Annotated in this window: 18 protein-coding genes and 1 pseudogene; 12 read left to right on the top strand and 7 right to left on the bottom strand. The window is 73.3% G+C overall.

Annotation, left to right across the window (positions count from 1 at the left end):
* Positions 1-251: 251 nt before the first annotated feature.
* The 3 genes from MKK68_RS17140 to MKK68_RS17130 are packed head-to-tail and all read left to right on the top strand — an operon-like array spanning position 252 to position 3,632.
* Positions 252-956, top strand: coding sequence for a cysteine hydrolase family protein (locus tag MKK68_RS17140; protein ID WP_244031749.1), 705 nt, complete (start codon positions 252-254; stop codon positions 954-956).
* Positions 953-2,047, top strand: a complete 1,095-nt coding sequence (locus tag MKK68_RS17135; protein ID WP_244031741.1) for a ring-opening amidohydrolase — start codon at positions 953-955, stop codon at positions 2,045-2,047. Before MKK68_RS17140 ends, MKK68_RS17135 begins: the two co-directional genes overlap by 4 nt.
* 10 nt (positions 2,048-2,057) lie before the next feature.
* On the top strand, positions 2,058-3,632 hold the full coding sequence (locus tag MKK68_RS17130) for an ABC transporter ATP-binding protein (RefSeq protein ID WP_244031733.1): 1,575 nt from the start codon (positions 2,058-2,060) through the stop codon (positions 3,630-3,632).
* Positions 3,633-3,658: 26 nt separating this feature from the next.
* Here MKK68_RS17130 and MKK68_RS17125 read toward each other — a convergent pair whose 3' ends face one another.
* Positions 3,659-5,236, bottom strand: a complete 1,578-nt coding sequence (locus MKK68_RS17125) for a DHA2 family efflux MFS transporter permease subunit (protein WP_244031731.1) — start codon at positions 5,234-5,236, stop codon at positions 3,659-3,661.
* Positions 5,233-6,393, bottom strand: coding sequence for an HlyD family secretion protein (locus MKK68_RS17120; protein ID WP_244031728.1), 1,161 nt, complete (start codon positions 6,391-6,393; stop codon positions 5,233-5,235). Before MKK68_RS17120 ends, MKK68_RS17125 begins: the two co-directional genes overlap by 4 nt.
* Before the next feature lie 76 nt (positions 6,394-6,469).
* On the opposite strand from MKK68_RS17120, the gene MKK68_RS17115 reads away from it, so the two are divergent.
* From MKK68_RS17115 to MKK68_RS29535, 5 genes and pseudogenes are all read left to right on the top strand, one after another.
* Positions 6,470-7,162 carry a TetR/AcrR family transcriptional regulator gene (locus MKK68_RS17115; protein WP_147859852.1) on the top strand — a complete coding sequence of 231 codons (693 nt, stop codon included), beginning with the start codon at positions 6,470-6,472 and terminating at the stop codon, positions 7,160-7,162.
* A 153-nt stretch (positions 7,163-7,315) separates the two neighbouring features.
* Positions 7,316-7,552, top strand: a complete 237-nt coding sequence (locus tag MKK68_RS17110; RefSeq protein WP_147726800.1) for a hypothetical protein — start codon at positions 7,316-7,318, stop codon at positions 7,550-7,552.
* Positions 7,553-7,622: 70 nt separating this feature from the next.
* Positions 7,623-8,525, top strand: coding sequence for a LysR family transcriptional regulator (locus MKK68_RS17105; protein ID WP_243938552.1), 903 nt, complete (start codon positions 7,623-7,625; stop codon positions 8,523-8,525).
* Between the two features lie 164 nt (positions 8,526-8,689).
* Positions 8,690-9,667, top strand: coding sequence for a sensor histidine kinase (locus MKK68_RS17100; RefSeq protein ID WP_147726796.1), 978 nt, complete (start codon positions 8,690-8,692; stop codon positions 9,665-9,667).
* Positions 9,668-9,814: 147 nt separating this feature from the next.
* Positions 9,815-12,997, top strand: a pseudogene (locus MKK68_RS29535) (PAS domain S-box protein).
* A 143-nt stretch (positions 12,998-13,140) separates the two neighbouring features.
* Here the strand turns inward: MKK68_RS29535 and MKK68_RS17080 are convergent.
* The gene (locus MKK68_RS17080) at positions 13,141-13,536 is read right to left on the bottom strand and encodes a hypothetical protein (protein ID WP_147726794.1); all 396 of its coding nucleotides are present in this window, start codon (positions 13,534-13,536) and stop codon (positions 13,141-13,143) included.
* 332 nt (positions 13,537-13,868) lie between these two features.
* Here MKK68_RS17080 and MKK68_RS17075 point away from each other — a divergent pair, with 332 nt between their 5' ends.
* Complete coding sequence (locus MKK68_RS17075; RefSeq protein ID WP_244031726.1) at positions 13,869-16,289, top strand: PAS domain S-box protein; 2,421 nt, start codon at positions 13,869-13,871, stop codon at positions 16,287-16,289.
* A 102-nt stretch (positions 16,290-16,391) separates the two neighbouring features.
* Complete coding sequence (locus tag MKK68_RS17070) at positions 16,392-17,591, top strand: FAD-dependent monooxygenase (RefSeq protein WP_147726790.1); 1,200 nt, start codon at positions 16,392-16,394, stop codon at positions 17,589-17,591.
* A gap of 87 nt (positions 17,592-17,678) precedes the next feature.
* Here the strand turns inward: MKK68_RS17070 and MKK68_RS17065 are convergent, their stop codons facing one another.
* The 3 genes from MKK68_RS17065 to MKK68_RS17055 all read right to left on the bottom strand — a co-directional run bounded on the left by MKK68_RS17065 (position 17,679) and on the right by MKK68_RS17055 (position 19,768).
* A complete protein-coding gene (locus MKK68_RS17065) occupies positions 17,679-18,572 on the bottom strand; it encodes a LysR family transcriptional regulator (protein WP_147726788.1) in 894 nt (297 codons plus the stop codon).
* On the bottom strand, positions 18,554-18,790 hold the full coding sequence (locus MKK68_RS17060) for a hypothetical protein (protein WP_147859854.1): 237 nt from the start codon (positions 18,788-18,790) through the stop codon (positions 18,554-18,556). Before MKK68_RS17060 ends, MKK68_RS17065 begins: the two co-directional genes overlap by 19 nt.
* A 99-nt stretch (positions 18,791-18,889) precedes the next feature.
* Positions 18,890-19,768 carry an SDR family oxidoreductase gene (locus MKK68_RS17055; RefSeq protein ID WP_147729821.1) on the bottom strand — a complete coding sequence of 293 codons (879 nt, stop codon included), beginning with the start codon at positions 19,766-19,768 and terminating at the stop codon, positions 18,890-18,892.
* A 108-nt stretch (positions 19,769-19,876) separates the two neighbouring features.
* On the opposite strand from MKK68_RS17055, the gene MKK68_RS17050 reads away from it, so the two are divergent.
* A complete protein-coding gene (locus MKK68_RS17050; protein WP_244031724.1) occupies positions 19,877-20,293 on the top strand; it encodes a winged helix-turn-helix transcriptional regulator in 417 nt (138 codons plus the stop codon).
* A gap of 472 nt (positions 20,294-20,765) precedes the next feature.
* Here MKK68_RS17050 and MKK68_RS17045 read toward each other — a convergent pair whose 3' ends face one another.
* Positions 20,766-21,683: a LysR family transcriptional regulator gene (locus MKK68_RS17045; RefSeq protein ID WP_147859856.1), complete on the bottom strand. Its 918-nt coding sequence runs from the start codon at positions 21,681-21,683 to the stop codon at positions 20,766-20,768.
* A 192-nt stretch (positions 21,684-21,875) separates the two neighbouring features.
* On the opposite strand from MKK68_RS17045, the gene MKK68_RS17040 reads away from it, so the two are divergent.
* A partial coding sequence (locus MKK68_RS17040; protein WP_244031722.1) for a 2Fe-2S iron-sulfur cluster-binding protein occupies positions 21,876-22,107 on the top strand: 232 nt, incomplete at its 3' end.

Below are 22,107 nucleotides of genomic sequence, written 5' to 3'. Positions count from 1 at the left end.
CCCCTCTGCGAGGGAGGGTACCCTGCGGAGCAGGGGGGGAGAGGGGAGCGCCGTATCCGGAGAGGTCGCTCCCCTCTCCCGACCCTCGCTGACGCGAAGCCCACCCTCCCCCGCAGAGGGGGGAGGGAAGAGCGCGTGCGGCGAAGGGCAATACTCGTCCCGCGCTCGTTCGCGGCATTCCGAATCGAGCGCACGTCACGACGATCTCCGTCAGCGGACATTCGTTCGTCAAGCCGACAGGGCGAGGCCGCATGAGCACGACGTCCTCGCCCGCGGGCACCGTCGCCGCCGAGCCCTACCCGTGGCCCTACGACGGCGACCTGCGGCCGGGGAACACGGCGCTCGTCATCATCGACATGCAGATCGATTTCTGCGGCGACGGCGGCTACGTCGACGCGATGGGCTACGACCTGTCGCTGACCCGCGCGCCGATCGCGCCGATCGCCCGCCTGCTCGCCGCGATGCGCGGGGTCGGCTACACGATCATCCACACCCGCGAGGGCCACCGGCCCGACCTCTCCGACCTGCCGGAGAACAAGCGCTGGCGCTCGCGCCGGATCGGCGCCGGCATCGGCGACCCCGGGCCCTGCGGCAAGATCCTGGTCCGCGGCGAGCCCGGCTGGGAGATCATCCCGGAGCTCGCGCCGCTCCCCGGCGAGGTGGTGATCGACAAGCCCGGCAAGGGCTCGTTCTGCGCCACCGACCTCGAGCTGATCCTGCGCACCCGCGGCATCCGCAACCTCGTGCTCACCGGCATCACCACCGACGTCTGCGTCTCCACCACCATGCGGGAGGCCAACGACCGCGGCTTCGAATGCGTGGTGCTGGGCGACGCCTGCGGCGCCACCGATCCGGAGAACCACGCGGCGGCGCTTCGCATGGTGACGATGCAGGGCGGGGTGTTCGGCGCGGTCTCCGACACCGACGCCGTCATCGCGGCGCTCGCCGCCGCATGAGCACCCGCCGCGCCGTCGTCCACCGCATCGCCACCGCCGCCCCGGACGACGTCTCCGGCCTGGAACGCGCGATCGCGGAGGGCCGAATCGTGCCGGGCGCGATCGTCGCGATCTTCGGCAAGACCGAGGGCAACGGCCTGGTCAACGACTGGACCCGGGGGCTCGCCGCCCGCGCCCTGCGCGACCTGCTGGGTCGGCACGCCGGCCCGGAGGCCGCCGAGCGGGTCTGCCTCGTCATGTCGGGCGGGACCGAGGGCGGCCTGTCCCCGCACGTCACCGTGTTCGAGGTGCGCGAGGCCGACGAGGCCGCCGTGCCCGGCGCGCTCGCCATCGGCCACGCCCACACCGCCGACCTCCGGCCCGAGCAGGTCGGGCGCCTGGCCCAGGTCGCGTCGGTGGCCGACGGCGTGCGCGCGGCGATGCGCGCGGCCGGGATCGTCGATCCGGACGAGGTGCACTTCGTCCAGGTGAAGTGCCCGCTCCTCACCTCGGAGCGGATCGCCGAGGCGCGCGGCCGCGACGCGGACTGCGCCACCGCCGACACGCTGAAATCCATGGGCCTCTCGCGCGCGGCCGCCTCCCTCGGCATCGCCGCGGCGCTCGGCGAGGTCGGCGCGCTGGAGGAGGCCGCGATCGGCCGGGACTTTTCGCTCGCCTCGTCGCGCGCCTCGGCCTCGTCCGGGATCGAGCTGATGGGCCACGAGATCGTGGTGCTCGGGCGCGGTGCCGGCTGGTCCGGCCCGCTGCGGATCGACCACGCCACCATGGCCGACGCCCTCGACGTCGAGCCCGTGCGGGCCGCCCTCGCCCGCCTCGGTCTCGGCACCGCCGGACAGCTGGCGCCGGCGCAGCGCGCGCGGCTGGTCGCGCTGCTCGCCAAGGCCGAGGCCCCGTCCGACGGGCGCCTGCGCGGGCTTCGCACCACCATGCTCACCGATTCCGACCACGCCGCGACGCGGCACGCCCGCGGCTTCGTCGGCGGGGTGCTCGCCGGCCTCGTCGGCCACGCCGAGCTCTACGTCTCGGGCGGCGCCGAGCATCAGGGGCCGGATGGCGGCGGCCCCGTCGCGATCATCGCCGAAGCGCCGTGAGAGGCCGCCCATGACGTCGTCACCGCTCGCGTCTCCTCCCTCGGCCCCGACCCCGGGCCCCCCCCGCGCCATCGGCGTCGAGACCGTCGGCATGACGAAGCGCTTCGGCGCCTTCGCCGCCCTCGACGACGTGTCGATGAAGATCGCGGCCGGCGGCTTCCACGCGCTGCTCGGCGAGAACGGCGCCGGCAAGTCCACCCTGGTGAAGTGCGTGATGGGGTTCTACGCCCCGAGCGCCGGCACGGTGCTGGTCGACGGCCGCGAGGCCGAGATCACCAACCCGAAGGGCGCGCAGGCGCGCGGCCTCGGCATGGTCTACCAGCACTTCACGCTGGTGCCCTCGCTCACGGGGGCGGAGAACCTCGTCATCAGCCGCGCCGACGCGCCCTCGGTGATCGCCTGGGGCCGGGAGCGCGCGCGGCTGTCCGCCTTCATGGCCGGCATGCCGTTCCGGCTGAACCTCGACCGGCCGGTGGCGGAGCTGGCGGCGGGCGAGAAGCAGAAGCTCGAGATCGTCAAGCAGCTCTACCTCGAGGCGCGGTTCCTGATCCTCGACGAGCCGACCTCGGTGCTGACGCCGGGCGAGGCCGAGGAGGTGCTAGGGCTGCTCCGCGCGATGGCCGACCGCGGCGACCTCACCGTGCTGATGATCAGCCACAAGTTCCGCGAGGTCGAGACCTTCGCCCGAAGCCTGAGCGTGCTCCGGCGCGGTCGGCTCGTGGGCGGCGGCGCGGTCGGCGCGCTGTCCCGCGACGACATGGCGGCGATGATGATGGGCGAGCGCAAGGTGCGCGTGCCGGCCGCCCGCCTCGGCGAGCCCGACGAAGCCCGCGAGATCCTGCGCATCGCGGGCGTGACCGCCACCGACGCCTCGGGCCTGCGCCACATCGCCGTCGACGCGCTCAGCGTTCGCGCCCGCGAGATCGTCGGCATCGCCGGCGTCTCGGGCAACGGGCAGAAGGAGCTCGCCGACGTCCTCGGCGGCCAGGTCCGCGCCACCGGCGGCCGGGTGGTGGTGGCCGGCGCGCCCTATGCCGGCACGCGGGCCGAGAGCCGCGCGCGAAAGGTGCGGTTCATCCCGGAGGAGCCGCTGCGCAACGCCTGCGCGCCGCGGATGTCGGTGGTCGAGAACCTGGGCTTTCGCGCCTTCGACCGGCGCGGCGACGACCCGACGGGCAAGCCGACCTTCTGGCTCGACCGGGGGGCGATGGCCCGGCGCGGGCGCGACCTGATCGAGCGGTTCAAGGTGAAGACCGCCTCGTCCGAGGCGCCGATCGCCACCCTGTCCGGCGGCAACGTGCAGCGGGCGGTGCTCGCCCGCGAGCTGACCGACCCGGTCGACCTCCTGATCGTCGTCAACCCGTGCTTCGGCCTCGACTTCTCGGCGGTCTCAGAGATCCGCAACCGGATCGTGGCCGCGCGCAACGCCGGCGCCGCGGTGCTGCTGATCAGCGAGGACCTCGACGAGATCCTGGAGCTGTCCGACCGCATCGTGGTGATGTCGGAGGGCCGCCTCGTCTACGAGACGCAGGCCGCCACCGCCGAGGTGGCGACGATCGGCCGTCACATGGCCGGGCACCACTGAGACGGACGATCGTCGCAAGCGCGGGCTCAGTGGGCCTCGACCGGCCCCGAGGCGCGCTGCGGCTTCCTCAGGATCGCGACGACGCCGAGGCTCAGCACGAGGCTGACGCCGACGAGCCAGAACCCGTCGGCATAGGCCATCACCTCGGCCTCGCGCCGGACCTGGGCCGCCAGCATGCCGAGGGCGGCGCCCTTCGCGGCCGCGGCGTCGGCGACGTGCCCGTGCAGGCCGGCGGCCGTGGCCGCGAGGCGCTCCTGGGTGCGCGTGGCGTTCACGGTGATCGCCTCGGCCAGCACCGAGAAGTGCATGTGCTCGCGCCGGTCGATCATCGTCGAGAGCATCGCGATGCCAATCGAGCCGCCGAGGTTGCGCATCATGTTCGACAGCGCCGAGGCGTCCGCCGTGTCGCGCGGGGCGAGGCCCCCCGTCGAGAGCTGCGACAGCGGGATGGTGAACAGCGGCTGGCCGACGGCGCGCAGGAGCTGCGGCAGGATCAGCTGGTCCGCGCCGACGTCGTGGGTCAGCCCGACGTTGATCCAGCAGCTCGCGATGAAGAACAGCGTGCCGGTCACCACCAGCAGCCGAGCGTCGAAGGTGCGCATGATCAGCAGCATCATCGGGAACAGCAGCAGCTGCGGCAGCCCGGACCACATCACGACGTAGCCGATCTGCTGGGCGTCGTAGCCCTGGATCTGCGCGCAGTAGAGCGGGATGATGTAGATCGAGCCGAACGAGACCGCGCCGAGCACCGTCATCAGCACGCACGATCCGCCGACCGAGCGGTTGGCGAGCACCCGCAGGTTGATGAAGGGGCGCTCGGCCATGAGCTCGCGGACGATGAAGCCGGCGATGCCGGCCACCGCGAGCCAGCTCGCCTGGACGATGACGGGCGAGCCGAACCAGTCCTTCCGCTGGCCCTCCTCCAGCACGTAGGTCAGCGCCGGCAGGCCGGTCGCCATCAGGCCGATGCCGATCCAGTCGCCCTTCAGGAGCTCGGCCCAGCGCGCCGGCACGCCGTCGAAGGCGCCGAGCTGGATCGCGGCGGCGAGCGGGCCGAAGATCAGGTTCAGGTAGAAGATGTAGTGCCAGGACAGGTTGTCGGTGAGCCAGCCGCCCACCGTCGGGCCGATCGCCGGCGCGAAGGTGGCGGTCAGCCCGAACATCGCGATGCCGATCGGCTGCTGGCTCCTCGACAGGCGCGTGCGCACGATGACGATCGCGGTCGGGATCAGCACGCCGCCGGTGAAGCCCTGGCCGGCCCGGAACAGGATCATCTGCGAGAGCGAGGTCGAGAGCGCGCAGGCGAGCGAGAAGGCGGTGAACAGCATCGTGTTCACCGACAGGTACCGGCGCAGGCCGATCACCGAGGAGAGCCAGCCGGTGAGGGGGATCACGATGATCTCGGCCATCAGGTAGGCGGTCGAGATCCAGCTGCCCTCCTCGGTAGAGGCGCCGAGCGCGCCCTGGATGTCGGAGAGCGAGGCGTTGGTGATCTGGATGTCGAGGATGGCGGTGAACGCGCCGAGGATCGCGCCGAACACCGCGAGCCAGTCGCGCGCGCTGGCCTTGGCCTCGGGCCCGCGCATCGCCGCGGCGGCGCTCATCGGGGCAGGGCCTCGCTGACGAGGGCGGCGCCGGGCCGGGCGCGGCGTGCGGCCGGTGCGACCGGGTCCGCCAGGTGCACCGTGGCCTCGACCGACAGGCCGGCGCGCAGGCGCGCGAGCCGCGGGTCGGACGCGTCGATCGCGACCCGCACCGGCACGCGCTGGACGACCTTGGTGAAGTTGCCGGTGGCGTTCTCGGGCGGCAGCAGGGCGAACTGCGCACCGGTGCCGGGCGAGAAGCTCTCGATCCGGCCCTCGAACGCGCGGTCGCCCAGCGCATCGACGGTGAAGGTGACGTGCTGTCCCTCGACCATCTCCCCGGTCTGCGTCTCCTTGAAGTTCGCCACGAGGTAGATGTCGCGGCCGGTCGGCACGATCGTGAGCAGCCCGGTGCCGGCCGAGACGAACTGCCCGACGCGCAGGGCCCGGTCGCCGACCGTGCCGGCGGCGGGCGCGGCGATGGTCGTGTAGCTGAGGTTGAGCTGCGCCTGCTCGACCTTGGCCCGCGCCCCGTCCAGGCTCGCGCGGGCGCTCGCCTCCAGCGCCGTCAGGCTCTCCACCTGCTTGCGGGCGGCGTCCAGCGAGGCGACGGACTTGTCGTGCGCCGCCCGCTTCTGCCTCAGGTCGGCATCGGCCTGCTGCTGGCGCTGGGCGGTGCCCGAGCCGGTCTGCAGCAGGTTCTGGTAGCGGGCGTATTCCTTGGTGGCGAAATCGAGGGCCGCATCGGTGTTCTCGACCTCGGCCTTCGCGGACTGCACCTGCGCCTGCTGCTGGAGGATGGCGGCGGCGGTCCCGAGCAGCTGGGCGCGGTTCTTCTCGACCTCGGCCTGGGCCTGCTTCAACGCGATCCGATACTCGCGGTCGTCGAGCCGCGCGATCGCGTCGCCGACCTGCACCGCCTGGTTGTCGCCGACCAGCACCGCGGCGACGTGGCCGGCGATGCGGGGGGCGACCGTCACCTTGTCGGCCTGCAGGTAGGCGTCCTCGGTCGTCTCCAGGAACCGGCCGACGGTCCACCAGTGCCAGCCGTAGCTGCCGCCCCCGCCGAGCGCGGCCAGGACGAGCAGCGGAAGGATCAGCCGTGCGGGACGGCGCTTGCGCGCGGGCGCAGGAACGACGGGGACGGGCGCAAGATCGTCGGTGGATCGTGGTTGCATCGCGGCTGGCCAACAATAAAACGATACGGTATCGTTGTAATACGGTCGGCGGTTCGGGCTGACAAGGAGGAAGTTCATGACGCAGGTCGCGGCCGACGATGCGGAGGCGCAGCCCCGGCGCGGCGGCGGACGGCCGACCCGCGCGGAAGCCGCGCGGCGCGAGGCGCGCATCGTCGAGGTCGCCACCCGCCTGTTCATGGAGCGCGGCTTCGACGCGACCTCGATCGACGCGGTCGCGGAGGCGGCCGGCGTCAGCAAGCCGACGCTGTATTCGCGCTATCGCGACAAGCGCGCGCTGTTCGAGGCGGTGCTCGACGAGCGCATCCGCGAATGGCTGGCCCCGCTCTCGGCCGCGGCCGAGACGCAGGCCCTCGAGGCCAACCCGCGGGACGCCGCGACCGTGCTGGACGAGCTCAGCCGCAACCTCCTCGCCCGAGCCCATGCGCCGGGCGCCGCCGCGCTCACCCGCTGCATCGCCGCGCAGGCGATGCAGTTCCCCGATCTGGCGCGGCTCGCCTACGAGGAAGGCTGGATGCGCGGCGTGCGCGCGGTCGGCCGCCTCCTCACGGTGATGGCCGCGCGGGGGCAGATCGCGGTCGACGACGCGGAGATCGCCGCCGACCTGTTCCTCAACCTCGTCCTCGGCCGCAGCGCGAAGCAGGCGCTCTACGGCATCGCGGTCGACCCGGAAGCGCAGGAGAAGCGCCGCCGCGCCGCGGTGGCCCTGTTCCTCGCCGGCTGCCGCCCCCTCGCACCCGAGCGCAGGTGAAGCCGGCGGGCTGGAGAAGAAAGCAGGCTTGCCAAGAAAGTCGAACGTCTTGTTCGAAACTATTCGGGTTTTCGGATCAGCAAGACGGGCCCATCTTCGCTTCATCGGACGGCGGCCACCGGGTCGCCTCGCCTCAGATCGATGGAGCCCCCCATGTCCAGCATCCTCAAGGTTTCGGTTCTCGCCCTCTCCCTGGCGGCCGCCCTGCCCGCCGCCGCGGTCGCGCAGAGCTACACCGCGCCGGCCGGCATCCCCACCGAGACCGCGCCCGGCACGGTCTCCGGCCGCCCCGTCGAGCGCGGCGTCGGCCAGGCCGCGCCGAGCGCCTACGATGCGATGGTCACCGGCTCGGTCGGCCGCATCCAGGCGCACAAGCCCGCCCGCCGCTGACCCGGCGGCGCCGACCTTGCTTGCCGGATCGCCGGGGCCGGACGCGCCCCGATCGTTCGAGGATCCCGGCATGCGCGGCCCCGGAACACCGACGCTGGACCAGCTCGGGGTCTTCCTCGCGGTGGTCGAGGCCGGGAGCTTCGCCGCGGCGGGCCGTCGCCTCAACCGGGCCACCTCGGTGATCAGCTACGCGGTGGCCAATCTCGAGCAGCAGCTCGGCCTGCCGCTGTTCGACCGCGACGCGACGCGACGGCCGCAATTGACCGAGGCCGGGCGCGCGGTGCTGGCGGAGGCGCGCATCGTCGCCCACGGCGTCGACGCCCTGCGCGCCAAGGTCGGCGGATTGCTGAGCGGGCTCGAGGCGGAGGTCAGCCTCGTCGTCACCCTGCTGATGCCGGGGCCGCGGCTCGTCGATGCGCTCAAGGCGTTCCAGGCGCGGTTTCCCTCGGTGGCCCTGCGCCTGAACGTCGAGGCGCTCGGCGCGGTGCAGCAGCACGTGATCGACGGCCGGGCGGCGATCGGCATCGGGGTCGAGCTCTGGCAGCGGGAGACCGACCCGCTCGAGCTGGTGTCCGTCGGCGAGGTCGAGATGGTGGCGGTCGCCGCGCCCTCCCATCCCCTGGCCGCCGCCGACGGGTCGGTGTCGGGCCTGGCGCGCGAGCACGTGCAGCTGGTGATCTCCGACCGCTCTCCCCTGTCGGAAGGCCAGGAATTCGGGGTGATCGCGCCGCGGACCTGGCGGCTCTCCGACATGAGCTCCAAGCACACCCTGCTGCTGGCCGGGATCGGCTGGGGCAGCATGCCCGCGCACCTGGCGCGCGCCGACCTCGAGGCGGGGCGCCTCGTGGCGCTGAAGCTGCCGGAGGCGACGCGCCGCCTGCTCCCGCTCACCGCGATCCACCGCACCGACCGCCCGCCCGGCCCGGCGGGGCGCTGGCTCATCCGCCGCTTCGTGGAGCAGGCCGAAGGCTGAGCGCCGCCCTCCGGGCGGCGCTCGCGTCTTCTTGATGCCGCCCGGCGGTCCCCGCCCGGGCCGGCGCGCCCGGACTCGGAGCAAAGGCGCCCCCGGTGAGTTCCCTCGCGTGGGGGCGGCGCCGCGCCGTCCGCGCGGGTCGGGGTTCGGTTTCGGAAGGACGGATGGCTCAGGACACGGATCCCACCGGTGACGGGTGGACGCTCGCCAGCTTCACCGCCGCGATCCACCGGGGCGGCGTCGGCCTGTGGGCTTGGTCGCCGGAGCGGCGGCTCGCCCAGCTCGACGGCCTCTGCCGCGCGTTCTGGGGCACGACCGAGCCGGTGGTGGGCATCGACGCGCTGTTCGCGAAGGTGAACGCCGAGGACCGCCCGGGCATGATGCGGGACTGGGCGGCGAGCGCCACCGATCCGCAGGCCTACAGCTTCGACTTCCGCATCGGCGACGGCGCCGACGCCCGCTGGATCTCGGCGCGCGGCATCGGCGGCGAGGCCGGCCGGGTCGGGGAGTGGGTCCAGGCCATCTTCCTCGACATCACCGACCGCAAGCGGGCGGAGGATGCCGAGCGGCTGCTGACCGCCGAGCTGGCGCACCGCGTCTCGAACATGTTCACGGTCGCCCGCGCGCTCACCGCCATCGTCGCCCGCGAGGCCACGTCGACGCCGCACTTCGCCGAGGACCTGTCGCAGCGCTTCGGGGTGCTGCACGAGGCGACCGCCCTGGCGACGCGGTCGAACCGGGCTGACCGGGGCGACGTGCGGCTGCGGGACCTCGCCGAGCGCATCCTGGCGCCGTACCTGAACGGCGCCAACATCGCCGTGGACATCCCGGACGCGGCGGTGGCGCCGCCCGACAAGGTCAACGACTACGCGATGATCGTCCACGAGCTCGCCACCAACTCCGCCAAGTACGGGGCGCTGGCCGGCGGCGGCACGCTCAGGCTGGTCGGTCGCGTCGCCGACCGCGCGCTGACGCTGGACTGGACCGAGGGCGGCGCGCCGTCCGGGACGCCCAAGGCCGACGGGACCGGGTTCGGGTCCCGCCTGCTCAAGCAGACCATCGAGCGCAGCCTGGCGGGGCGGTTCGACCGTACCATCGACGCGGCCGGGCTGCGGTTCCGGATGGTCGTGCCGACCCGATGACCGGCCGGGCCCGCCTTCGGGGCGGATCGATGCCGTTCCCGGTCGCCGATCCGAGACACGCGCGCACCAGCCCGACCCGAATCGCGGTTCAGACCCCATGGCGCTCCTGCTAGACGGCCCGGCGTGACCACAGCACCGCACCAGCCCATGCCGGCCGAGTCCGAGGCGAGCCGCGTCCGCCGCGAGACCCGCCGCATCCTTTCCGAGATCGCCGGCGGGGCGGACGTCACCGACCCGTTCGCGGCCGCGGTGCGGGCCACGCGCATGCCGATGATCGTCACGGACCCGCGCCAGCCCGACAACCCGATCCTCTTCGTCAACGCGGCCTTCAGCCGCCTGACCGGCTATGCCTCCGAGGAGATCATCGGGCGGAACTGCCGCTTCCTCCAGGGGCCCGACACCGACCGGGACGACGTCGCCCGGGTGCGCGCGGCGATCGCCGCCCGGCAGCCGATCGAGGTCGCGCTCCTCAACTACCGCAAGGACGGCACGACCTTCTGGAACCAGCTTCTGCTGGCCCCGGTGAAGGACGCCGCCGGCGAGGTCGCGTACTTCTTCGCCAGCCAGTACGACGTCACCGCCGACGTGCTGCAGCTCGCGGCTCTGCGCGGCGAGAACGCCGCCCTGTCGGCGGCCCGCGCCACCGACGCCGAGCGCCTGCAGTTCAGCGAGATGGCGCTGCGGCTGGCGACCGAGGCGGCCGAGATCGGCACCTTCGACCTCGACGTGGCCGCCGACGCGCTGACCCTGTCCGAGCGCACCCGCGAGCTGTTCGGCCTCGCCCCGGACGCCGCGTGCGATCGCGCGACGCTTCGCGACGGCCTCCACCCGGACGACCGGGAGACGGTGCTGGCGGCGCTCGCCGCCGCCCTCGATCCGGAGCGGCGCGCGCCGTTCGAGGCCGAGTTCCGCGTCGTCTCCAAGGCCGACGGCACGGTGCGATGGGTGTCGGCCAAGGGGCGCGGCCTGTTCGACGGCCGGGGCCGGGCCTTCCGGGCGCTCGGGACGATGGTCGACGCCACCGGCCGCCGCGAGACCGAGGAGCGCTACACGGCGCTGTTCGAGGCGGTCGACGACGGCTTCTGCATCATCGAGTTCATCGACGGGCCGCACGGTCCGGCGAGCGACTACGTCCACATCGTCGCCAACCAGGGCTACGAGCGCCAGACCGGGATCGCCGGCATCGTCGGGCGGACCCTGCGCGACCTCGCGCCGGAGGAGGCCGAGGGCTGGCTCGCGCTCTACGGCGGCGTCCTGCGCACGGGGGAGTCGATCCGGTTCGAGCGCCCGTTCCCGCGCGCGGGCCGCCACATCGAGGTCTCGGCCGCCCGGATCGAGCCGGCGAGCCGGCGCCAGGTCTCGGTGCTGTTCCGGGACGTCACCGGCCGCCGGCGCGCGGAGGCGGACCTCCAGGCCAGCGAGGCGCAGTTCCGGGCCTTCGCCGCGGCCGTGCCGAACCAGATCTGGGGCGCCCGCCCGGACGGCACGCTGCATTGGTTCAACGGCTAGGCCTACGCCTATACCGGCGCGGCGCCGGGGGCGCTGAACGCGGCCGCGACCTGGTCCGACCTGATCCATCCCGACGACCTGCCGGCGGCGCGCGCCGGTTGGGACCGCTCGGTCGCCACGGGCGAGCCCTACGAGGTCGAGTTCCGCATCCGCGGCGGCGGCGGCTACCGCTGGTTCCTGGCGCGGGCGCAGCCGGTGCGGGACGCCGCCGGCGCTCTGACCCAGTGGGTCGGCACCCACACCGACATCGACGAGCGGCGGCGCCAGGCCGAGGAGCTCGAGCGGCAGGTCGCCGCCCGCACCGCGGAGCGCGACATGATCTGGAAGGCGTCGTCCGACCTGCTCTGCGTCGCGAACTTCGAAGGCCGCTTCGTCAGCCTCAACCCGGCCTGGGCCGCGACGCTCGGCTGGACCGAGGCCGAGATGAAGGCCGGCCCGTTCCTGGACCTGGTCCACCCCGACGACCGGGCCGTCACCGAGGCGGCCGCGGCCGGCCTGGCGCGGGGCGACGCCCAGCTGTCGTTCGAGAACCGCTACCGCCATCGCGACGGCGGCTGGCGCTGGCTCTCCTGGAACGCGGTCCCGAACGGCGGCCTGATCTACGCCACCGTGCGCGACGTCAGCGCCGCCAAGGCCCAGGCCGAGGCGCTGGCGCGGACCGAGGAGGCGCTGCGCCAGTCGCAGAAGATGGAAGCGGTCGGGCAGCTCACCGGCGGCCTCGCGCACGACTTCAACAACATGCTCGCGGGCATCGTCGGCTCCCTGGAGCTGATGCAGACCCGCATGCTCCAGGGCCGGATGGGCGAGCTCGACCGCTACATCGGCGCCGCGCAAGGGGCGGCACGCCGCGCCGCCGCCCTGACCCACCGCCTGCTCGCCTTCTCCCGCCGGCAGACCCTGGCCCCCAAGCCGACGGACGTGAACCGTCTGGTCGAGGGCATGGAGGACCTGGTGCGCCGCACCGTCGGGCCGGGCGTGTCGGTCGAGGTGGTCGGGGCCGCCGGGCTCTGGCCGACCCTGGTCGACCCGAGCCAGCTCGAGAACGCCCTGCTCAACCTCTCCATCAACGCCCGCGACGCGATGCCGGAGGGCGGCCGCATCGTGGTCGAGACCAGCAACCGCTGGCTCGACCGGCGCGCCGCCCGCGAGCGCGACCTCGAGCCGGGGCAGTACGTCGCGCTCTGCGTCTCCGACAACGGCACCGGCATGGCGCCGGACGTGGCGGCGAAGGCGTTCGACCCGTTCTTCACGACCAAGCCGATGGGCGAGGGCACGGGGCTCGGCCTGAGCATGATCTACGGCTTCGCCAAGCAGTCGGGCGGGCAGGTGCGGATCTACTCCGAGCCCGGCAAGGGCACGATGGTCTGCATCTACCTGCCCCGCCACCTCGGCGAGGCCGAGGCGGTCGAGGCGGTGCCCGACCTGTCGGACGCCGCGCGGGCCAAGCTCGGCGAGACGGTGCTGGTGGTCGACGACGAGCCGACGGTGCGGATGCTCGTGACCGAGGTGCTGGAGGATCTGGGCTACGCGGCGATCGAGGCGGCGGACGGCGCCTCCGGCCTCAAGGTGCTGCAGTCGGACGTGCGCATCGACCTGCTGGTGACCGATGTCGGGCTGCCCGGCGGGATGAACGGGCGGCAGATGGCCGACGCGGCGAAGACCGCGCGGCCCGGCCTCAAGGTGCTGTTCATCACCGGCTACGCGGAGAACGCCGCGCTCAACCACGGCCACCTCGCCCCCGGCATGGAGGTGCTGGTGAAGCCCTTCGCCCTGGAGGCGCTCGCGACCCGCATCCGCGGCCTGATCGAGGGGCAGGCCTGAACGAACGCGGTCCGCTGCGGCGCTCCGCGCGTCCCGGAGGTGCGCGAACCGTTCAACGGAAAAAGGGCGCCCGACGGTAAGTCGGGCGCCCTTCGTCGAGGACACGTCGCGTCGCGGGCGCAACGGCGCCCGCGACCGGCGCCTCAGTAGCCGTAGCCGTAGGCCGGGTAGCCGTAGCCGTAGGCGGGGGCGTATCCGTAGGCCGGCGCGTAGCCGTAGCCGCCGTAGTAGCCCACCGGGCGGCCGTAGCCGTAGCCGCCGTAGCCACCGTAGCCGCCGTAGGAATTCGCCACGATCGCGCCGGCGGCGAGGCCGGCGATGCCGAGGCCGATCGCGGCGCCCGGGCCGATGCCGCGGCGATAGCCGTAGCCGCGTCCGTATCCGCCGCGGAAGCCGACGCCGCGATAGCCGTAGCCGCCGTGACCGAAGCCGCCGTGGCCGTAGCCGCCGCCGTAACCCCAGCCGCGGGCCTCGGCGGGGGCCGATGCCAGCATGCCGAGCCCGAGCAGTGCGGTGGAAGCGAGTGCGAGCTTGCGCATCCAAGATCTCCTGTCTGGGTGAGTATGGCTCTTAAAACGACCTCGGCCGCACCGCGTTCCAACATCGGTGGTGGTTCGACATGTCACAGTGTCGTTGAACCAGCGTACCGGTGAAGGCTTCGGCCTCGCGCGGGAGCGCGAGCGCGCGAGTTCCGGCCCGGCGCCGGGGTCCCGGCCGGGATCTTGCTCCGCCATCCGCGTTGACCGGAGGCGACCGCGTGGAGCATGAAGGCCCGTCGGCGCCGCGGGCACCCGCATGGGAGCTTCCGTCGCCGAAAGCCGTTCTCGGACGGGCATGATGGTGGCGACCATGCCCCATGGAAACGGACGGCATGGACGACGAGATCGAGCGGCTGCGCAGCGAGAATCAGAGGCTCGAGGCCGAGGTCGCGCGCCTGCGCGAGCGGAACGCGTCGCATGTCAGGCTCCCGGATTCCGGCCAGCGCACGTCCGGGGCGGATGTCGACCTGCTGTTCACGGCGGCGGAGAAGACCCGCATGCCGCAGATCGTCACCGACCCGAACCTCCCGGACAACCCGATCGTGTTCGCCAACCGGGCGTTCCAGGCCCTGTGCGGCTACTCGGCCGACGAGCTGATCGGCCGCAACTGCCGCTTCCTGCAGGGGCCGGACACCGATCCGGCGGACATCGCCAAGGTGCGCGACGCCATCGCCGCGCGCCGCGACGTGGTCGTCGAGATCCTGAACTACCGCCGCGACGGGTCCACCTTCCGCAACGAGCTCTACATCAGCCCGGTCTTCACCGCCGAGGGCCACCTGCGCTACTTCTTCGCCAGCCAGCTCGACGTCACCCGGTTCCGGACCGAGGAGGGCATGCTCGCCGAGAGCGAGGCGCGCTACCGCACCCTGTTCAATGCCCTCGACGCCGGCTTCTGCGTCATCGAGCTCCGGTTCGACGCCGACAGCCGCGCGGTCGACTACCGCTTCGTCGAGGCGAATCCGGCCTTCTCGCGCCACACCGGCCTCGACGACGTGGTCGGCAAGTGGGTGAGCGAGGTGGTGCCCGACCTCGAGCGCAGCTGGCTCGATACCTACGGGCAGGTCGCGATGACGGGCCGGGCCGTCCGCTTCGAGAGCGGCGTCGTCGCGCTCGGGCGCTGGTTCGAGGTCCAGGCCCTGCGCATCGGCGATCCGGTGCAGCACCGGGTCGCCCTACTGTTCAACGACGTCACCGACCGGCAGAAGGCCGAGAGCGTGCTGCGCGACACCGCCCGCGACCGGACCACGGAGCGCGACCTGGTGTGGCGGGCGAGCCGCGACCTCCTCGTGGTCTGCGGCTTCGACGGCCTCTACCGCTCGGTCAACCCGGCCTGGCACGAGATGCTGGGCTGGTCGGCCTTCGATCTCGTGCGCACGTCCTTCAGCGACTACGTCCACCCCGAGGACAGGGCGGCCGCGACCGCGGCGTTCGAGCTGCTGCGGGAAGGCCAGGTCCTCGACAGCCTCGACGTGCGCATGCTCACGGCGGACGGCGACTTCCGCTGGGTGTCGTGGAACGCCATCCCGCAGGAGGACCACTTCTACGCCGCCGGCCGCGACGTCACCGAGCGCCGCGCCCTGGAGGAGCAGCTCCGGCAGTCGCAGAAGCTGGAAGCGGTCGGCCAGCTCACCGGCGGCGTCGCGCACGACTTCAACAACCTGCTGACGGTGATCCGGTCCTCGACCGACCTGCTCAAGCGCCCCGACCTGCCGGAGGAGCGCCGGCAGCGCTACATCGGCGCGATCTCCGACACCGTCACCCGCGCCGCCAAGCTCACCGGCCAGCTCCTCGCCTTCGCCCGGCGCCAATCCCTGACCCCGGAGGTGTTCGACGTCGGCCGCAGCGTCGCCTCGGTCGCCGACATGGTCGGCACGCTCACCGGCGCCCGCATCCGGGTCGTCACAGACGTGGCCGCGAACCGGGACGGTCGCGGGAACGAGGTGCCCTACCTGATCGACGCCGACCCGAGCCAGTTCGACACGGCCCTGGTGAACATGGCCATCAACGCGCGCGACGCCATGGACGGCGAGGGCCGCCTCGACATCGGCGTGCGCCGCGCCTCGGCGATCCCGGCGGTGCGGGCCCATCCCCGCATCCCCGGCGACTTCGTCGCCGTCTCGGTCCGCGACACCGGGACCGGCATCGCGGCGGCCGATCTCGATCGGATCTTCGAGCCGTTCTACACCACCAAGGGCGTCGGCCAGGGCACCGGGCTCGGCCTGTCGCAGGTGTTCGGCTTCGCCAAGCAGTCGGGCGGCGAGGTGCTGGTCGAGAGCACGCTCGGCCGGGGCACCACCTTCACGCTTTACCTGCCCCGCGAGGTCGGGCGGTCCGTGGCGATCGAGGAGGACGGCGAGCCCGAGCCCCTCGCCGACGGGCACGGCACCCGCGTCCTCGTGGTCGAGGACAACCAGGAGGTCGGCTCCTTCGCCACCCAGGCCCTGCGCGAGCTCGGCTACGAGACCGTGTGGGCGATGAGCGCCGAGGAGGCCCTCGCCGTCCTGTCCGCGTCGCCGCGCTTCGACGTGGTGTTCTCCGACGTGGTGATGCCCGGGATGAACGGCATCGACATGGCGCGGGAGATCCGCCACCGCCACACCGGCCTGCCGGTCGTCCTCGCCTCCGGCTACAGCCACGTGCTCGCCGAGCAGGGCACCCACGGCTTCCCGCTCCTGAAGAAGCCGTACTCGGTCGAGGACCTGTCCCGCACCCTGCGCCGGGCGGTCACCCGGGCGGCCTCGCCGGGGGCCTGACGCGCGGGGCCCCCCTCGATCACGGCGCTCGCGCAGATCCTGCCGCGCGGCGTGGCCGCGACCGGCTCCGCGCGGGCCGGATCACCCGGAGACCCGTCCCGCATGCCCCGTCGCATCCTCATCACCGGCGCGAGCGTCGCCGGGAACACCGCGGCCTGGTGGCTCGGCCGCCACGGCTTCGACGTCACCGTCGTCGAGCGGGCGCCGGGCTTCCGCGACGGCGGCCAGAACGTCGACGTCCGCGGGGTCGGGCGCGAGGTCCTGCGCCGCATGGGCCTGGAGCAGGCGGCGCTCGACCGGGGCACCGGCGAGCAGGGCACCGCCTGGGTCGACGGGCGGGGCCGGGCGGTCGCGGCCTTCACGATGGATGCCAGCCTCGGCGACGGCCCCACCGCCGAGATGGAGATCCTGCGCGGCGACCTCGCGCGGCTCCTCTACGAGCCGGCCCGGGAGCGCGCGACCTACCGCTTCGGGGATCGCGTGACCCGGATCGACGACGGAGCGGAGGCCGCGACGGTGACCTTCGCCTCCGGGGCGAGCGAGCGCTACGACGCCGTCCTCGTCGCCGAGGGCGTCGGCTCGACGACGCGCGAACTCGTGTTCCCCGGCGAGGCCGACCCGCGCTGGATGGATCTCGCCATCGCCTACTTCACCATCCCGCGGACCGCGGACGACGACCGGATGTGGCGGTGGTTCAACGCGCCCGGCGGCCGCGGCATCTCCCTGCGCCCCGACCAGCACGGCACCACCCGCGCGATGCTCACGCTGCGGCAGCCGCCGGGCGGCGAGCAGGATTGGGGCGCGGACCGGCAGAAGGCCTACCTGCGGCAGCGCTTCTCCGATGCGGGCTGGCAGGCGGCGCGCGTCCTTTCCGGGATGGAGGCCACCGCGGACTTCTACTTCGACGTCCTGCGCCAGGTGCGGATGCGGCGCTGGTCCAGCGGCCGCGTGGCGGTGACCGGTGACGCGGCCTGGTGCGCCACGCCGCTCGCCGGCATCGGCACGACGCTGGCCGTCACCGGCGCCTACGTCCTCGCCGCCGAGCTCGCCCGCGGCGACGACGTCGCCGCGGCCTTCGCCGCCTACGAGCGCGCCATGCGCCCGATGGTCGAGGACGGGCAGGGCGTGCCCAAGATCGCGCCGAAGCTGATGAACCCGAACAGCCGGCTCGGCATCAGCCTGCTCCACCGCGTGCTGCGCATCGCCAGCCGGCCGGGCCTCCGCCGCCTGGCCTCGAAGCTGTCCACCGGCCGCGCCAAGGAGCCGGACCTGACCGGCTATCCCGATCCCGCCGGCGCCTGACGCGGGCCGGCGGGGCGGATCGGGCGCTCGCCCACGCGTGGTCACGGCGTGCGCGGCCCCGGCCCCCCGGCGCGGATCCCGCATCGGTCAGCCTCGGTAGCGCAGGGCCTCGATCAGCACCGCGAGCGCCGCCGCGGGCTGCCTGCGGCTCGGATAGTACAGGTGGTAGCCCGGGAAGGGCGGGCTCCAATCCTTCAGCACCCAGGTCAGCGCCGCGCTGTCGAGATGGGGCTGCACCTGATCCTGCGGCAGGTAGGCGATGCCGAACCCGTCCAGGGCGGCGCGCAGGATCATGCTCACCGTGTTGAACACGACCTGCCCGTCCACGCGAACCCGGACCTCGCGCCCGTTGGCCGCGAACTCCCAGGCGTACAGGCCGCCATGGGTCGGCAGGCGCAGGTTGATGCAGGCGTGGCCGGTCAGGTCCTGCGGCGTCCGCGGCGCAGGCCGGCGCGCGAGGTAGGCCGGCGCGGCGACCGCCGCCATGCGCATGTCCGGCCCGATCGGGACGGAGACCATGTCCTTGGCCACCACCTCGCCGAGCCGCACCCCGGCGTCGAAGCGCCCGGCGACGATGTCGGTCAGGGCGAAGTCGGTGACCAGCTCCACCTGGATGTCCGGGTACCCGGGCAGCACCCTCCGCAGCGCCGGCCACAGCACCGCCGCGACCGCGTGCTCGTCGGCGTTGATCCGCACGGTGCCGGCCGGCGTCTCGCGCAGGTCCGTCACCGCGACCAGGCCGGCCTCGATCTCCGCGAGCCGGGGCCCGACGGACCGGATCAGCCGCTCGCCCGCCTCGGTCGGCGCGACGCTGCGCGTGGTGCGCGTCAGCAGCCTCAGGCCCAAACGCGCCTCGAGCCCGCGGATGGTCTGGCTGAGCGCGGGCTGCGACAGGCCGAGCTGCGCCGCCGCCCGGGTGAAGCTCCGCGCGCGCGCGACCGCGACGAAGGCGAGCAGGTCGTTCAGGTTCTCCCGCGCCATTCATGGAGTCCGGCGCATCGCCGCGTGCGCATTCCGGCATCTAACGCCCGTCCGGCGCGCGGCCAGCGTGGGGCGGAGGTCCCGCCGACGAGCCCGACGGTGGCGATCGCGCGTGCCGGCGCGACGCCGCCCGGCTCGGCCCCGATCGTCGCGCCGCTCTCCTCTGCGAGCTGCTCGGCCACGGTCACCGACCGATCCATCTCGACGAAGGTCGGCATGCCGGAGGGTTCCTGTTCGTGGCCCGGCGTCGGGGCAAGCGCGAGGCGCGGCGGATGCCGGACCCTGCGACGTGCGCGGGCCGGGCTCGCGCTCGGGGCTCAGTGCTCGCCGGCGGCCACGGTCTCGCGCATCGGTTTCGTGGGTCGGCCGATCAGCCTGCTCAGGTCGCGGCCGTCCTCGAACAGCGCACCCTCCGCCACGACGGAATCGGAGGCGGCGACGAAGGCCGCCAGGTCCTTCGGCAGGCCGGCCTTCAGCAGGACGCCCTCGTACTCGGCCTCGGGCAGGTTCCTGTAGACCACCGGCCGGCCCGACACCTTCGCGACCTCGGCTGCGAACTCCTCCAGTGTGTAGGCGTCGTCGCCCGCCAGCTCGTAGATGCGGCCGTTCTCCACCTCGGCGGCCGTCAGCACGGCCGCGGCCGCGTCGGCGTAGTCGGCCCGCGCCGCGGACGAGATCCGCCCCTGGCCCGCGCTGCCGAAGAGGGCGCCGTGCTCGAGCGCCATCGGGATCGAGGCGGCGTAGTTCTCCGTGTACCAGCCGTTGCGCAGGATGACGAAGGGCACGCCGGATGCCGCGAGGACGAGCTCCGTCCGCCGATGCTCGTCGGTGAGCTTGGGCGGGGACGTGTCGGCGTGCAGGACGCTGGTGTAGGCGATGCGGCGGACGCCCGCCCGCTTGGCCGCCTCGATGACGTTCCGATGCTGGTCCACGCGCTTGCCGAACTCGTTGGAGGAGATGAGCAGCAGGCGCTCGATGCCCGCGAAGGCTCGGTCCAGGGTGTCGGTCCTCTCGTAGTCGACCTGCCGCACCTCGACGTCGAGGGCCCGGAGCGCCTTGGCGCCGTCGTCGTCGGGGTTGCGCAGGCCGGCCACGATCCGGGAGGCCGGCACGCTGCGCAGCAGGGCCTCGACGACGAGGCGCCCGAGGCGCCCGGATGCGCCGGTGATGCCGATGCGGGGATGAGCAGAGGTCATGGGCGCAGTCCACATGGTTCGGTTGCGATACATGCTTCCTATTCGAGACCTCGGCGGCGCATAAGGAGGCAGTATTTTGGGACAGGGTAACCTCGCGGGAACCGGGCGATGAGCCAGCAGGCGGAACTGGTGCGGCGGTTCGCGGAGTGGCAGACCACGGCCGTCGATCCTTCGCTCTGCCCGGTGCGCGACGTGCTGGATCGCCTCGGCGACAAGTGGACGACGCTGGTGCTGCTCGTGCTGGCCGGCGGCCCGCGGCGGTTCAGCGCCCTCGGCCGGGCCGTGCCCGACATCTCGAAGCGCATGCTGACCCAGACGCTGCGCGAGCTGGAACGCGACGGCTTCGTCACCCGGCACGTCTTCCCGACCAAGCCGCCCAGCGTGGAGTATCGCCTCGACGCGCTCGGGCATTCGATGCTGGAGCCGCTGGCGGCGCTCGTCGCCTGGGCGGAACGCAACCACGCGGCCGTCGCCGCGGCCCGGACCCGCTACGCGGCCTCGGAGGCGGCCGGGCACCGGCCGTGATCGGGCCGACGCCGGGATCTCGGTGCGCGCCGAACCCGGGCGACGCGAGACGCTTCGGTGCCGGGCGTGATCCTTTGCGGCGGCACCTCGGATCTCGGGACCCCCCGAAGGCCGAGGGCGGCATCGCGCCGCCGGAAGCGACGTGCGGCGGCTCGGCCGTCGACGCGGAACCCGGGGTCGAGCGACAGGCCGCCGCCGACGAACAGCGTCGTCCCCGTCACACGATCCGGATCGCGACGATGGCGCCCCGCTTCGGGCCGTCCGTCCGCCGCGCGGCTGCGCACGGAAACGGCGCAAGGCCCCGCGCCTGCAGGGGACTTGCCCGATGAGATTCACGTCGATCACCGCGTTTTAGTCATCCGGCGACAGGTCCGCGACCGCCGCATCCTTCCGGATGCCCGCGTTCGACCCCAGGACGTCGACCCGGCCGAACGCCGCCGCCGCGCGAACCGCGCGCAGGCTGCCGGCCGGCTCACGCGGACGGCGCCGGCTTTCCGACGCCGGGATATCGCAGGGCGTCCACCAGCACGGCGAAGGCCGGCGAGGCCTGGCGGCGGCTCGGATAGTACAGGTGGTAGCCGGCGAAGGGCGCGCACCAGTCGGCGAGCACCCGCACGAGCCGGCCCGCGGCGATGTCCGCCCGGACGAGGTCGTCGGGCATGCAGGCGACGCCGAGCCCGGCCAGGGCCGCCGTCCTGGCCAGGAACACGCTGCTGAACGCGAGGGGGCCGTCCACCCGGACCCTCAGCTCGCGCCCGCCCTTCTCGAACTCCCAGGCGTAGCGGCCGCCGTAGCTGGCAAGATGCAGGTTGATGCAGGCGTGGGCGGTCAGGTCCTGGGGGGTACGCGGTCGAGGGCGCGCCGCGAAATAGGCGGGCGTCGCGACCACGGCCATGCGCAGGGCGGGCCCGATCCGGACCGCGACCATGTCCTTCTCGACCTGATCCCCCATGCGGATTCCCGCGTCGAAGCGCTCGGAGACGATGTCGGTCAGGGCGTTCTCGGTGATCACGTCGACGGTGATATCCGGGTAGGCCGGCAGGAGCCGTTCCAGAGCCGGCCACAGGATGGAGGCGGCCGCGTGCTCGCCGGACGTGATCCGGATGGTCCCGGCCGGCTTGTCGCGCAGCGCGGTGAGTGCGGACAGGTCGGCCGCGATGCCGTCCAGTTGCGGCCCCACGATCCGCAGCAGGCGTTCGCCGGCCTCGGTCGGCACGACGGCGCGGGTGGTTCGCGCCAGGAGGCGGACGCCGAGGCGCTCCTCCAGCGCCCGGACGGCGCGGCTCAGCACCGGCTGCGTCACGCCGGACCGGGCGGCGGCCCGGGTGAAGCTGCCCTCCCGCGCCACCGCCGCGAAGGCGACGAGGTCGTTCAGGTTCTCCCGCAGCATTCATAACCCCAGGGCATGGCCTCAAGTGGAACCTAGTGCCTAATCGCGGCGCTCGGCAGCCCCTAGATCTCCTGCATGGCCCGGGACGGCGGCCCGACCGAGCCGTCGCCGTCACAGTCGGGCGACCCCCACCGACGGTGCGGAGACATCATGCAGCCCATGCGCGAGCCTGGATTGAACCGGAGAGACCTGATGGCAGGAACCACCGCCTGCGCGGCCATGGCGTCGATGCCGCCGGCCGCGAGAGCCGATCCCGGGCCCGGCGACCGCCCTATCCTGGCAAGGGTGTGGTTCACGATCAACGGCCAGCGGCGCGAGCTCGAGCTCGACACCCGCACCAGCCTGCTCGATGCGGCGCGCGAGCATCTGCACCTGACCGGCTCGAAGAAGGGCTGCGACCACGGCCAGTGCGGCGCCTGCACGA

The organism is Methylobacterium sp. E-016 (assembly GCF_022829745.1).
Lineage (GTDB): Bacteria > Pseudomonadota > Alphaproteobacteria > Rhizobiales > Beijerinckiaceae > Methylobacterium.
Note: the sequence above shows the minus strand (reverse complement) of the source record. Positions and strands in the feature narration are given on the sequence as shown.

Coding starts and splice junctions, on each gene's coding strand:
- MKK68_RS17045 (WP_147859856.1), bottom strand. CDS start 21,683: ATGCTGCGGGAGAACCTGAACGACCTCGTCGCCTTCGCGGCGGTGGCG.
- MKK68_RS17080 (WP_147726794.1), bottom strand. CDS start 13,536: ATGCGCAAGCTCGCACTCGCTTCCACCGCACTGCTCGGGCTCGGCATG.
- MKK68_RS17130 (WP_244031733.1), top strand. CDS start 2,058: ATGACGTCGTCACCGCTCGCGTCTCCTCCCTCGGCCCCGACCCCGGGC.
- MKK68_RS17075 (WP_244031726.1), top strand. CDS start 13,869: ATGGACGACGAGATCGAGCGGCTGCGCAGCGAGAATCAGAGGCTCGAG.
- MKK68_RS17120 (WP_244031728.1), bottom strand. CDS start 6,393: ATGCAACCACGATCCACCGACGATCTTGCGCCCGTCCCCGTCGTTCCT.
- MKK68_RS17065 (WP_147726788.1), bottom strand. CDS start 18,572: ATGGCGCGGGAGAACCTGAACGACCTGCTCGCCTTCGTCGCGGTCGCG.
- MKK68_RS17105 (WP_243938552.1), top strand. CDS start 7,623: ATGCGCGGCCCCGGAACACCGACGCTGGACCAGCTCGGGGTCTTCCTC.
- MKK68_RS17050 (WP_244031724.1), top strand. CDS start 19,877: ATGAGCCAGCAGGCGGAACTGGTGCGGCGGTTCGCGGAGTGGCAGACC.
- MKK68_RS17125 (WP_244031731.1), bottom strand. CDS start 5,236: ATGAGCGCCGCCGCGGCGATGCGCGGGCCCGAGGCCAAGGCCAGCGCG.
- MKK68_RS17055 (WP_147729821.1), bottom strand. CDS start 19,768: ATGACCTCTGCTCATCCCCGCATCGGCATCACCGGCGCATCCGGGCGC.
- MKK68_RS17110 (WP_147726800.1), top strand. CDS start 7,316: ATGTCCAGCATCCTCAAGGTTTCGGTTCTCGCCCTCTCCCTGGCGGCC.
- MKK68_RS17060 (WP_147859854.1), bottom strand. CDS start 18,790: ATGCCGACCTTCGTCGAGATGGATCGGTCGGTGACCGTGGCCGAGCAG.
- MKK68_RS17135 (WP_244031741.1), top strand. CDS start 953: ATGAGCACCCGCCGCGCCGTCGTCCACCGCATCGCCACCGCCGCCCCG.
- MKK68_RS17100 (WP_147726796.1), top strand. CDS start 8,690: ATGGCTCAGGACACGGATCCCACCGGTGACGGGTGGACGCTCGCCAGC.
- MKK68_RS17115 (WP_147859852.1), top strand. CDS start 6,470: ATGACGCAGGTCGCGGCCGACGATGCGGAGGCGCAGCCCCGGCGCGGC.
- MKK68_RS17070 (WP_147726790.1), top strand. CDS start 16,392: ATGCCCCGTCGCATCCTCATCACCGGCGCGAGCGTCGCCGGGAACACC.
- MKK68_RS17140 (WP_244031749.1), top strand. CDS start 252: ATGAGCACGACGTCCTCGCCCGCGGGCACCGTCGCCGCCGAGCCCTAC.